Origin of the sequence: Arsukibacterium sp. UBA3155 (assembly GCA_002364615.1) — a bacterium.
Classification (GTDB): domain Bacteria; phylum Pseudomonadota; class Gammaproteobacteria; order Enterobacterales; family Alteromonadaceae; genus Alishewanella.
The window spans coordinates 42,836-55,207 of record DEYP01000026.1 but is presented as its reverse complement, the minus strand read 5'-3'; the positions used below and the strand labels follow the sequence as shown (position 1 = coordinate 55,207).

The following is a 12,372-nucleotide window of genomic DNA, read 5'->3' as shown; positions in this document are numbered from 1 at the left end:
GCCGGTCGATTGTAATAAAATGTGTCGGTTGTGGTTTGCAGGCAGAAAGTACTGGTTAGCCCAACGCGGTATCCAGCAACATCATCAGCACAAAGCCCAGCATCAGGCCAGTGGTAGCCGGTAGTTCATGTCCCTGCCGATGTGATTCCGGAATCATTTCATGGCTGATAACAAATAACATGGCCCCCGCTGCTAAAGCCAACCCCCAGGGCAGTAATACACTGGAATCACCCAATACCGCAGCGCCAATCACCGCCATAACCGGTTCGGTTAACCCCGATAACACAGCCATACCCACCGCCAGGGTGCGGCTATAACCGGCTGCTAGCAACGCCATGGCAACCACCAGTCCTTCCGGTATGTCCTGGACAGAGATTCCGGTCGCTAAAGCAGTTGCTGCAGCGATATCCCCGCTGGCATAAGAAGCGCCGATTGCCAGACCTTCTGGCAGATTATGCAAAATAATAGCGAATACAAATAACCAGCTGCGGCGTAATTTTAAGCCACGCGCCCGGTCTTCGTCCTTTATAAAATGCTGGTGCGGCACCAACCGCTCCACCAGCAGCATAACGGCGGCGCCCAGCAAAATTGCCAGCGCCACACTGCCCGAACTGCGCCAGACAGAGGCCCCACTAAGCTCCAGTAACGACAACGCGGGTACAATTAAAGAGAACATGCAGGCGGCCAGCATAACGCCGGCACCAAAGCCCAGCATCACATCATGCAACTTTTGGGATAAACGCTTTAAAAACAATGCCGGCAGCGCACCAGCGGCAGTCGCCCCGGCGGCAGCCATCCCGGCGTAAAATGCAAACCGGACATTTTGTTGCTGCTGCATCAACAGTACCAACTGCTGCACTGCATAGCTGGTACCCACTAAAATAATTAAGGTCCCTAATATCTTACGGCCACTTAACCAGGGTGGCTGCACTAACGATTGCTTCATACCTGCTCCCATGTCATTAATAAAGTCAGTATAGGTGTTTTGGCTAAACCCTGTGCTTAAGCGTCTATGCAATAAAAAAACCGGGCAGCACCCGGTTTTTTTATTAAATGCGGGTGGTTACTCTTTAATCCCCAATAAACTTAGAATAAATGCATATTCCTGAGCATATTCTGCCAGGCGGGAGAAGCGGCCCGACTTACCACCGTGACCGGCTTCCATATTGGTTTTAAACAACAACGGGTTCTGGTCAGTTTTCACAGTACGTAATTTTGCTACCCACTTGGCAGGCTCAAAATACTGGACCTGCGAGTCATATAAACCAGTGGTAACGTATAGCGCCGGATAATCTTGTTTACTCAGCTGATCGTAGGGCGAATAGGCCAGCATATAATCATAATATGCTTTTTGTTTCGGGTTACCCCACTCGTCAAACTCGTTAGTAGTAAGCGGAATGCTCTCATCCAGCATGGTGGTGACCACATCAACAAAAGGGACATGCGCGATCAGCGCCCGGTATTTCTCTGGCGCCATATTGGCCACGGCGCCCATCAGCAGCCCGCCCGCGCTGCCGCCCATGCCAAACACCTTGTTTTTTGCCACATAGTTATTGGCTACCAGGTGATCAGTTACCGCAATGTAGTCGGTGAACGTATTCACTTTGTTTAGCAGTTTACCGTCTTCATACCAGTGCCGGCCCATTTCCTGGCCACCCCGGATATGGGCAATGGCGTATACAAAGCCACGATCTACCAACGAGAACACGGTAGAGCGGAATGACGGATCAGACGAGCTGCCATAAGAGCCATAAGCATACTGGTACAGCGGTGCCGTGCCATCAAGCGCTAAGCCTTTGCGATATAAAAGCGAAACCGGTACTTTAACGCCATCAGCGGCCGTAGCCCATACCCGCTCAGTCACATAGTTATTTTGCTCAAACTCACCCAGCACTTCCGTTTGTTTCAGCAACTGCTTGTCGCCGGTTTTCATATTTAGCTTATATACTGTGTCAGGCGTGGTTAGCGAGGTATAGCTATAACGCAGCCAATCGGTATTCTGCTCCGGGTTCTTTTCAAAGCGGGTAACATAGGCTGGCTCATCTGACGCCACATAGAATGCTTTATCGGGCGCTTGCCAGGGCATAATTCGGATCCGGCGCAAGCCATCGCTACGCTCGCTGATGGCAAGATAGTTTTCAAAGGCGATGAAATCCTCAATAAAAACCTGTTCATCATGGGCCAGCAAAGGCTGCCAACGTTGTCTGTCGCCAATTTTATCCGCTTCGACGGTCATCAGACGAAAGTTGGGGGCCTGCCAATCGGTTTTTATTAACCAGCGGCCCTGATGATGTTCAGCCGCATATTGAAAATCGCGCTGCCGCGGTGCCAGCACAGTAAAGTCACTTGCTGGCTTGTCAGTTGGCTGTACCCGGATTTCAGTTGAAACCGTGCTTTCAGAGGTGATTACCACATAGCTGTCATCACGGCTGTTATCCAGACTTAAGTAAAAACTGTTGTCGGGTTCCTGATACACCGCTTTTGCCTGTGCGGGTGTATTGCCCAGCTTATGCTGCAATACCGTGGTGCTTAACAGGGTGACCGGGTCGTTCTGGATCACATACAGGGTTTTATTATCGGCGGCCCAGGCCAGGCTGCCAGAGAGACCGGTTAGTTCATCAGACAAATTCTTGCCAGTGCGTAAATCACGTACTTGCAGGGTGTACTGGCGCCGGCCGCTGGTATCTTCCAGATACGCCAGCAAATTTTGATCCGGGCTGACCTGCCAGTTTGCTACCCGGTAATAATCTTTGCCCGCCGCCAGCTGATTAACATCCAGCATCACTTGCTCAATGCCATCTTTTAACGATTTACGGGCATAAACGGGATATTCTTTGCCCGTTTCATAACGGCTGTAATAGCTGTAATCGCCCTTGGTATAGGGCACCGAGCTGTCGTCCTGCTTAATCCGGCCAATAATTTCATCAGTAAGCTTGTCGGTTAATGGCTGATAGGCTTTGGCATAGCTGGCAAAATAGTCGTTTTCCCGATGCAGGTAGTCCAGCACCGTCGGCGACGTGCGACTGTCATCACGCAGCCAGTAGTAGGGGTCTTGCCGGTCACCGTGTGCTGAACTAATGGTATAAGGCTGTTGCACTGCAACCGGCGGCTCACTGTGGTTTTGATCGGCAGCGCTTAACAAAAAACTATTGATGATACTGGCGCTTAGCAGCAAATATATGACTTTTTTATGCATGGTGGATACTCATTAGAAGTTCTGACAAGAAATTAACATAATGCTCCAGCTTGAGCTAACGGATGCGGCGGCAAAAAGTGTAAGCGAGTGTAATAAAAAAGCCGGTAACACTAACCGGCTTTATCGCTACTCTTAATCTGACTTGAAGGCTACATCTGAGATTGCAGATAATTTTCCAGGCCCAGCAGCTTGATTAGTCTTAACTGCTGTTCCAGCCAGTGGGCATGATCATTTTCGGTATCGTCCAACAGTTGCTGCAACATGTCACGGCTAACGTAATCCTGCTCATTTTCACATAACGCCATGGTTTTTTTCAGCAGCTTGGCCACGGTGTATTCCACATTCAGATCGTTTTGCAGCATGCTTGGCACGTCTTTACCAACATGGATGGCATCACGGTTTTTTAAATCTGGGGTACCTTCCAAAAATAAAATCCGTTCAATTAATTTTGACGCATGGCCTTTTTCGTCATCAAATTCATGATCAATCCGTTCAAATAACTTATGTAAGCCCCAGTCATGATACATACGCGAATGAATAAAATACTGGTCCATTGCCGCCAGCTCATTGGCTAACAATTCGTTTAAACCAGCGATGATCTGTTTATTACCTTTCATAATTACTCGCCTCCTACCTGAGCTTGCAGATAATTAGCCAGCCCCATTACACTAATTTGATGCTGCTGAGTTTCCAGCCAGTCTAAATGTTCTTCCTCATATTCCAGTAGCTCTGTCAGTATATCGCGGCTAACATAGTCTTGTTCGGTTTCGCACAGAGCAATGGCTTGCCGTAACAATGGCAGTTGCTCAAGCTGAAAATCCATATCGCATTGCAGCATTTCCTCGGTGTCTTCACCAATCCGCAATTTGCCCAGCGCCTGCAAATTCGGTAGGCCTTCCAGCATTAATATCCGTTCAATTAATTCATCAGCCTGCTTCATATCTTTAATCGATTTTTTATAGCACACATCATTCAGTGCTTTCAGGCCCCAGTTTTTGTAGATGCGGGCATGCAGAAAATATTGGTTAATTGAGGTCAGTTCAAAGGTAAGTACTTCATTTAACTTACTAAGTACTTTTGGATTACCTTGCATAATAGGGCTCCGGTTTGCAGTAACATGGCTACCAGCTTAGGCTATCAACCACATTTACGCAAAATTACTTTTAAAATCATAACTATACAATTAATAAGTATTCGTATTTTCATCTCGTTTGTCACCAGAATATCTCGTAAAACGGTTGTCAGTCGCATCACACTTCGCGAGCAGGCTTGTTATACGTTACATTAACCACAGATATTACAAACAAGAGAGTATTTATGTTGCGTTTCATTAAACTCAGTGGCTTTATTGCCGCCCTTCTGACTGCCAGCTGGCAGCTTAATGCAGAGCAAATTCAGATTGAAGCCGACTCGGTGGTTGTCACCGAGCATCGTACCGAAATAAATGGCAAAAAAGTTAACTATAAAGCCCATACCGGTACCCAACCAGTGTGGGACAGTGAAGGCAACCCGACGGCGACCTTGTTCTATACCTATTATCAGCGCACTGATATTAAAGACACCGCTAAGCGGCCGCTGCTGATTTCATTTAACGGTGGCCCGGGTTCAGCATCGGTCTGGATGCATGTCGCCTATACCGGCCCGAAGACCCTGAATGTTGATGACGAAGGCTACCCGGTGCAACCTTATGGCGTAAAAACCAATCCGCACTCGGTACTTGATGTCGCTGATATTGTGTTTGTAAATCCGGTTAACACCGGCTATTCGCGGGTGTTACCGGATAAAGACGGCAAAATGCCCAGTAAAGATCAGCAACAGAAAATGTTTTTTGGTACCAATGCTGATGTAACTTATCTGGCAGAATGGATTAACAGTTTTGTCAGCCGTTATGAGCGCTGGAGCTCGCCGAAGTTTTTAATTGGTGAAAGTTACGGGACGACCCGCGTGTCCGGACTGGCGCTGGCACTGCAGAATCAGCAATGGATGTATTTAAATGGCGTGGTGCTGGTATCTCCTACCAATATTGGCATCAGCCGTGATGGCCCGGTTAAAGCCGCCAACCGCCTGCCGTATTTTGCTGCGACTGCCTGGTATCATCAGAAACTGGCGGCCGATTTACAACAAAAAGATTTATATGACATTCTGCCCGAAGTGGAAGCATTTACCATTAACCAGTACCTGCCGGCACTGGCTAAAGGCAATATGATTACTGCCGAGGAGAAGCAACGTATTGCCGAGCAGGTTAGCCGTTACTCCGGCATTAGTGTGCAAAATGTACTGCGCAGTAACCTCGATATCAGCACCAGTTATTACTGGAAAGAGCTGCTGCGCGACAGAGGCCAGACTGTCGGCCGGCTGGATTCACGCTATTTGGGTATCGATAAAAACGATGTGGGTGAGCGGCCGGACTACTGGGCAGAACTGACCTCATGGCTGCATTCGTTTACCCCGGCGATTAACCACTACTTGCGTACCGAACTGAATTACAAAACCGATATTAAATACAACATGTTCGGCCCGGTGCATCCGTGGGACAGAACGAACGACAATACCGGCGAAAACCTGCGCCAGGCCATGGCCCAGAACCCCTATTTGCAGGTGCTGACCCAGTCAGGATACTTTGATGGCGCCACTAATTATTTTGATGCCAAATACAATATGTGGCAGTTGGACCCGAGCGGCAAAATGAAAGACCGCATGAGCTTTAAAGGCTATCGCAGTGGCCATATGATGTATTTACGCGCCGAGGATTTAAAAAAATCGAACGACGATTTACGTGACTTTATATTAAACGCGCTGCCCAAAGCTGGTGAGCCGGCCAGGTACCCGGCTAATTATCCGACTAAGTAACCGTCTAAGTACGAAGTAACAACCAAGTACTGAGCTTCGCGAGCGACATCTTAAAGGCGGCCTGCCTTGAGATGTCGCAAAAAGGATCCCATGCTATACATTCAGTTTAAATTTTAATCAGGAAGAGGAGCCCGCCATGGCCACCCGGATTGAACATGACAGCATGGGCGAATTACAGGTGCCCGCCAACGCGCTGTATCAGGCCCAGACCCAGCGTGCCATTAACAACTTTAAACTAAGCCCGCTTACCCTGCCGCGGGCTTTTATTCAGGCAGTTTTGCATATTAAAAAAGCGGCGGCTATCGCAAACAGTAAACTCGGCGTGCTGGAGCCAGACATTGCCGGTGCCATTATTTATGCGGCAGAGCAGCAGCTTGCCAACACTGACATGGCACATTACCCGGTTGATGTGTTTCAAACCGGTTCCGGTACCAGTACCAATATGAATGTTAATGAAGTGCTGGCGACGCTGGCCAGTGACAAGCTGGGTAAGCAGGTACATCCGAACGACCATGTTAATGCAGGCCAGAGTAGTAATGATGTGATCCCGACGGCCATTCAGTTAAGTAGCGCGCTGGCTATCCAGAACCAGCTTGTTCCCGCCCTGCAACATATTCAGGCCGTGTTGGTGACAAAAAACCAGCACATTGGCCAATTGGTTAAAACCGGGCGCACCCATTTAATGGATGCAATGCCAGTTCGGTTTGAGCAGGTGCTGGGTGCCTGGCAATATCAGCTGGCCCACGCCGAGCAATTATTACGACAGCAACTGCCCCGCTTGCAACAATTGGCGCAGGGTGGCACTGCCGTAGGCACCGGGGTAAATACCCACACCGACTTCGCCACAAGCTTTGCCGCTGAACTTAGCAAAGATACCGGCCTTGAACTTAGCGCCAGTGACAACTTTTTCTTTAACATTGGTTCGCAGGATTTAGCCGTCTCCTGCTCCGGCGCCCTGAAAACACTCGCCGTGGCACTGATGAAAATCAGCAATGATTTACGCTGGATGAACTCCGGGCCACTGGCCGGGCTGGGTGAAATAGAACTTCCCGCTTTACAACCGGGTTCCTCCATCATGCCAGGCAAAGTAAACCCGGTTATCCCTGAAGCGGTCGCTATGCTGTCTGCTCAGGTAATCGGCAACGACACCACCATTACCATTGCTGGCCAGTCAGGTAATTTTGAACTGAATGTTATGCTGCCGCTTGTTGGTTATAACCTGTTGCAGAGCATTGAGTTACTGAGCAATGGCTGCACAGAGCTGGCCGATAAGGCCATTAGTGAATTTAAAGTCAACGAGCCCAACATTGCTAAATCACTGGATAAAAATCCGATACTGGTGACCGCCTTAAACCCGGTTATTGGTTATGACAAAGCAGCGGAAATTGCCAAGCAAGCCTATAAAGAACAGCGCCCGGTGCTGGAAATCGCACTGGAGCAAACCGAGTTAAGTAAAGAGAAACTGCAGCAGCTGCTAAACCCGGCCAGGCTAACCCGCAACGAGTAAAGGCGTGCAAAAACGCGGGTAACGGCACTGCCAAAAGCTGGCAGGCTGCTTTTGGTCGCAGGCAGTAGCGCAACAGCCGCGCCTGATGTCAAGCCGCTGATATTACTGCTATAGTCAGCTTCAGCTTACAGATAACTAAAAAGGGTATCGATGAAACACAGCAAACTTTTTCTGCTCGCCTTTGTGCTGGCATGCGGCACGACCTCTGCGGATCCGGTGCTGGTACATAATATAAAAGGGTACGGCTTTAATGCAGACCGTGAGTTAGTGTCATTCAGTGCATTAGCTTTTGATGATGCCAGTGGCAAAGTATTGGCCCGGGGCGATAACGCGGTAGTTAAGCAGTACGCTAAAGCCCGGAAAATTGATGGTGCTGGCAAAACCATGCTACCCGGCCTAATAGATGGTCATGGCCATATGCTGGGCCTCGGTGAGTACTTAAACCAGGCCGATTTACGTGGTATTGGCAGTGAGCAAGCTACCGTGGCTGAAGTTGCCCGCTTTGCTGCCACACAGCCGCAGGCGCCCTGGGTGATTGGCCGTGGCTGGAATCAGGTATTGTGGGACGACAAAGCGTTTCCTGGCAAAAGTCTGCTGGATGAAGCCGTGAGCGACCGGCCGGTGTGGCTGGTGCGGATAGATGCCCATGCGGGCTGGGCCAACAGCAAAGCGCTGGCAGCTGCCGGTATTAGTAAAGATACCCTGGACCCGCCAGGGGGTGAGATTATCCGTGATGCCAACGGTAACCCAACCGGAGTGCTCATAGATAATGCCATGCAACTGGTACAACGAAAAATTCCGGCGCCAACCAGTGATGATAAAATTGCTGCGCTGAAGCTGGCATTTGAGCACTTGCTGGCACTGGGAATTACCAGCATGCACGATGCCGGTGTAGACACAGAACTGGCCGATATATATCAGGAAATGGCAGATAATAACCAGCTGCCTTTGCGCCTGTACGCTATGTTATCGGCAAAAGACCCGCAGCTGCCAAAATGGCTGGCCCAGGGTATTGTCGACGACCCGAAAGATTATCTGGATATACGCTCGGTTAAAATATACGGCGATGGTGCCCTTGGCAGTCGCGGTGCGGCGCTGCTGGCCGATTATAGCGATCAGCCTGGCCAAACCGGCTTGCTGGTAACGCAACCTGATGCGTTAACCCAGATTATGCAACTTACTATGGATGCCGGCTTTCAGGCCAACGTGCATGCCATAGGTGACCGGGCTAACCGGCTGGCATTAGATCGGTTCGAGCAACTGGCCACACCTGAACAGCGTGCTGCCGGCCGCCACCGCATTGAACATGCGCAAATTGTCGCGCCCAACGATATTCCGCGCTTTAAAACATTGCATGTTCTGCCTTCCATGCAGGCAGTACATGCTACTTCCGATAAAAATATGGCCGGCGATCGCCTCGGCGTAGCGCGCTTGCGCGGTGCCTATGCCTGGCGTAGTTTTATTGATCAGGGCAGCATTATTGTTGGCGGTTCTGACTTTCCGGTAGAGCTGGCGAATCCGTTTCACGGACTGCACGCCTCAGTAACACGACAGGATCAGCAAAACCAGCCGCCAGGTGGCTGGCTGCCAGAGCAACGCCTGACGCTGACTGAAGCGCTGCGCTCCTTCACAGTAGACGCCGCTTATGGCGCGTTTCAGGAAGACAGCATGGGCACGCTGAGCCCCGGCAGCTGGGCCGACTTTATTCTGGTTGATCAGGATATTTTCACTATCGATCCCAGTCAGCTATGGCAGGTAGAAGCAGAGCAAACCTGGGTAAATGGCGAGCTCAGGTATCAGCAAGCAGCGCAATAATGTTGTTGCCGGAACTGACTTGGCGAGAGTCCATACTCTCGCCGGAAAGCCCGGCCAAAATTAGCTGGATCCGCATAGCCAAGTAAATAACCAATCTGCTGTACCGGCAGGGCGGTGGTTTGTAAGTACTGCCGGGCCATTTCTCTGCGCCAATCTGCCACCAGTTGATGGTAACAGGTGTCTTCCTGCATCAAGCGCCGGCGCAGCGTGCGGCTGGACAACGCAAATTCAGCCGCTACCTGTTCAATTCCCGGGATCCGGCCCTTGGTCCGGCCCAGCATCAGCCGGATTAACCCGCCGACACTCTGCCGCTGCTGCCAACGTTGTAATTCCAGTTCACATTGCGCTGTCAGCTGACTTTGTACCTGACGGTCTGCCCAGGGCGAGACAATCGCCAGATCGGTTGCCTCCAACATAAAGCGGTGCTCATTTGCCGCAAAAATGACCGGGCATGGGAAAAACGCCTGATACAAGGCGCTGTAGCCTGGCTTGGCAAACGCAAACTGTACCTGCTTTAACCGATAGCGATGGCCGGAGATAAAATCCAGAATGGCATGTAAGGCAACCGCAAAGGTGTCGACCACAAACTGACGAATATCCGCTAAAGGTTGTAACTCAGTCAGCGTCAGCACCACCTGTTGCTGCTGTTGTTGCATTGTCAGGTTTAACAGCGGGCTGCGGGTAGAGGTATATTTGCAAATTAACAGCAGCGCTTGCTGTAAGTTCCCACTGCTCATCGTTGCAAGCCCCAGCAGCCCATGTGTAGTAATAGTCAGCTGGCTACCCAGGTATAACCCCAGCGCCGGTTCATTTATCCTGGCACAACAGAGTGTGATCACATCATGAAATTGTTGCCAGGTCAGGCTGGCATCAAACTGGTCTGGCAGCGCCGCTGATACGCCGGCATCTGACAATATTGATTGTGGGTTTGCGCCGCGGCTTTTTGTCAGATCTAGCAGGTTACGCAAATAATGGCCAGGTAATGCTACCTGATTACCGGCTTTAGCTGTGGTAGCACCGATATTTCTATTTGCCATTATGTGCTGCTACTCCATGGTCTTTTCAGCCAAAACTGATGCATTTAGTGTAACCCAGCCCGCCTGCTCATTCTGCACGGTTTCTGCAATGTGGCCGCAAATGACCAGAAGTTGGCTGCTGCAGCACTGCCATCCGTTCTTGAGCAGACATAAGCTTACAACCTGGCCGTTAATAAGCGAGTTTACATGTTTCACTATCTGAAATTCAGCCTGTTTCATTTACTAACCTTGCCCTTTATCTTGGGTATTACCCTCGGTGGCAACTGGATGGCACTGGGGTTACTGGTAATTTTACTGCTGGTGGTGGGTGGCGATCTGCTGTTTGGCAGTGATGCGACGGAACCTGACTACGCTCATCCATGGCTGTTGAACAGCTTAGTGTATAGCTCGTTACTGTTTATTTTGTTGATATTTTTTGCTCTGCTCTGGAGTGTGGCCGCCGGCGATCTGTTTGGCTATGGCCAGCTGATCCAGCAGTTAACGGGTTATGACGCCCTTGCTGCCCGTAACGCCAGCCATTGGTGGCACTTTGTTCCGGTGTGGTTGGGTGCAGGTTTGTTAATTGCGATGGTCGGCACCGTGCCGGCTCATGAACTGACCCACCGTACCGCGGATCCGCTGGCAATGCTGACCGGCCGCTGGCTACTGGCATTCAGCTTTGATTGCTCATTTGCTATTGAACATGTGTATGGCCATCACCGGTATGTCGGTACCCGCCAGGATCCGGCGACAGCACCAAGGGGGCGCAATGTTTACCAACATATTTTGCATTCTACAGTTTATGGCAATTGCAGTGCCTGGCGTATTGAAACACAGCGGCTGACCCGGCAAAACAAACCTGTATTCAGTTTTTATAACCGTTTTTTACGGGGTATCGCGATGTCTGTGCTACTGGGAATATTTGCATTCAGCCTGGCCGGCTGGCTTGGTTTACTGCTGTTTACTGGCAGCGCATTATTTGCAAAAGCGGTGCTGGAGGTGGTCAATTATATTGAGCATTATGGCATTGAAAGAACCGTTAGCCAGCCGGTAAGGCCTTACCATAGCTGGAACAGCACAAAACGGATTAGCAGTTGGGCCAGCTTTAACCTGACTCGGCATTCACACCATCATGCCCGGGCGCAGCTGCCGTTTTATCAGTTAAAAGCCTTTGCTGAGGCGCCAGATCTGCCCACCGGTTATCTCGGTTCAATGTTACTGGCATTGCTGCCACCGCTGTGGTTTCGTTTAATGACGCCAAAACTGCAGCAATGGGATTTACAATACCGGCCCAATACCCCGGCAAAGCAATAGCGGGGTGCTGTCAGTAAGCGACAATAGCATCCAATTTAAGTATCCAACTTAAAAAAATAAAGCCGCAGAGGCTAAAACCTACTCTGCGGCTTTTTAACAATAAATAACCAGACGTCCGTAATTAGCTTACTTCATCTACCGGATCTGCTGCCTCGGGTTCAGAGAAGTCCGGACTACCAGCCCGGGTGTGTTTGTCCCGTAACTTGCCAATGGCCGAGCTTAATTTACGCTGCATTTTGTCGGCAGCGCCACTGACAGCCTGGCCAACAGTAGCCGCATGTTCGGTAATGGCAATCGGCTCCATTCCTTCCGGTCTGGCTTCCAGCAGGCAACGTTTATCGTTGCCATCGTGTTTGGTATGGCCATTTTCGTCACTTAAATGCACCTCAATCCGGGTAACATGGTCGGCAAAGCGGCTTAATTTATTCTGCAATGTTTCGCGCACAAACTCGGCCAGCCGCTCATCGGCCTGAATATTACGATCACTGTTAATTTGAATTTGCATAGACTACTCCTGATAATGACTCTGAGTCGGGACTTCTGTTACAGACCCTACCCGCGTCGAAAGGTTGCATACTACTCCTCCTTATCTGGAGACGCCCAAGACTACAGTCAAGGTCAGACTTACTAATTTATCGCCGATAAAATCAGACAGCATCGAAAAGACTGGTTAA

Annotated in this window: 10 protein-coding genes; 4 read left to right on the top strand and 6 right to left on the bottom strand. The window is 50.1% G+C overall.

Annotation, left to right across the window (positions count from 1 at the left end; translation table 11 throughout):
* Nucleotides 1-55: 55 nt before the first annotated feature.
* The 4 genes from B2X65_RS14160 to bfr (B2X65_RS14145) all read right to left on the bottom strand — a co-directional run bounded on the left by B2X65_RS14160 (nucleotide 56) and on the right by bfr (B2X65_RS14145) (nucleotide 4,289).
* Nucleotides 56-946, bottom strand: a complete 891-nt coding sequence (locus B2X65_RS14160) for a ZIP family metal transporter (RefSeq protein WP_290613626.1) — start codon at nucleotides 944-946, stop codon at nucleotides 56-58.
* A 117-nt stretch (nucleotides 947-1,063) separates the two neighbouring features.
* Complete coding sequence (locus B2X65_RS14155; RefSeq protein ID WP_290613624.1) at nucleotides 1,064-3,196, bottom strand: S9 family peptidase; 2,133 nt, start codon at nucleotides 3,194-3,196, stop codon at nucleotides 1,064-1,066.
* A 149-nt stretch (nucleotides 3,197-3,345) separates the two neighbouring features.
* Entirely contained in the window at nucleotides 3,346-3,813 is a 468-nt protein-coding gene (gene bfr, locus B2X65_RS14150; RefSeq protein WP_290613622.1) for a bacterioferritin, read from the bottom strand.
* Nucleotides 3,814-3,815: 2 nt separating this feature from the next.
* Nucleotides 3,816-4,289 carry a bacterioferritin gene (gene bfr, locus B2X65_RS14145; RefSeq protein WP_290613620.1) on the bottom strand — a complete coding sequence of 158 codons (474 nt, stop codon included), beginning with the start codon at nucleotides 4,287-4,289 and terminating at the stop codon, nucleotides 3,816-3,818.
* Nucleotides 4,290-4,513: 224 nt separating this feature from the next.
* On the opposite strand from bfr (B2X65_RS14145), the gene B2X65_RS14140 reads away from it, so the two are divergent.
* The 3 genes from B2X65_RS14140 (at nucleotide 4,514) to B2X65_RS14130 (ending at nucleotide 9,368) form a co-directional block, all read left to right on the top strand.
* Complete coding sequence (locus B2X65_RS14140) at nucleotides 4,514-6,046, top strand: S10 family peptidase (RefSeq protein WP_290613617.1); 1,533 nt, start codon at nucleotides 4,514-4,516, stop codon at nucleotides 6,044-6,046.
* A 136-nt stretch (nucleotides 6,047-6,182) separates the two neighbouring features.
* On the top strand, nucleotides 6,183-7,553 hold the full coding sequence (locus tag B2X65_RS14135; protein ID WP_290613615.1) for a class II fumarate hydratase: 1,371 nt from the start codon (nucleotides 6,183-6,185) through the stop codon (nucleotides 7,551-7,553).
* A gap of 150 nt (nucleotides 7,554-7,703) precedes the next feature.
* A complete protein-coding gene (locus B2X65_RS14130) occupies nucleotides 7,704-9,368 on the top strand; it encodes an amidohydrolase (RefSeq protein WP_290613613.1) in 1,665 nt (554 codons plus the stop codon).
* Here the strand turns inward: B2X65_RS14130 and B2X65_RS14125 are convergent.
* On the bottom strand, nucleotides 9,350-10,405 hold the full coding sequence (locus B2X65_RS14125; RefSeq protein ID WP_290613611.1) for an AraC family transcriptional regulator: 1,056 nt from the start codon (nucleotides 10,403-10,405) through the stop codon (nucleotides 9,350-9,352). The genes B2X65_RS14130 and B2X65_RS14125 overlap by 19 nt on opposite strands.
* Nucleotides 10,406-10,591: 186 nt before the next feature.
* Between B2X65_RS14125 and B2X65_RS14120 the strand changes: the two genes are divergently transcribed.
* Nucleotides 10,592-11,698: an alkane 1-monooxygenase gene (locus tag B2X65_RS14120; protein ID WP_290613609.1), complete on the top strand. Its 1,107-nt coding sequence runs from the start codon at nucleotides 10,592-10,594 to the stop codon at nucleotides 11,696-11,698.
* A 121-nt stretch (nucleotides 11,699-11,819) separates the two neighbouring features.
* On the opposite strand, the gene B2X65_RS14115 is transcribed toward B2X65_RS14120, so the two are convergent.
* On the bottom strand, nucleotides 11,820-12,203 hold the full coding sequence (locus B2X65_RS14115) for an HPF/RaiA family ribosome-associated protein (RefSeq protein WP_290613607.1): 384 nt from the start codon (nucleotides 12,201-12,203) through the stop codon (nucleotides 11,820-11,822).
* Nucleotides 12,204-12,372 lie beyond the last annotated feature (169 nt).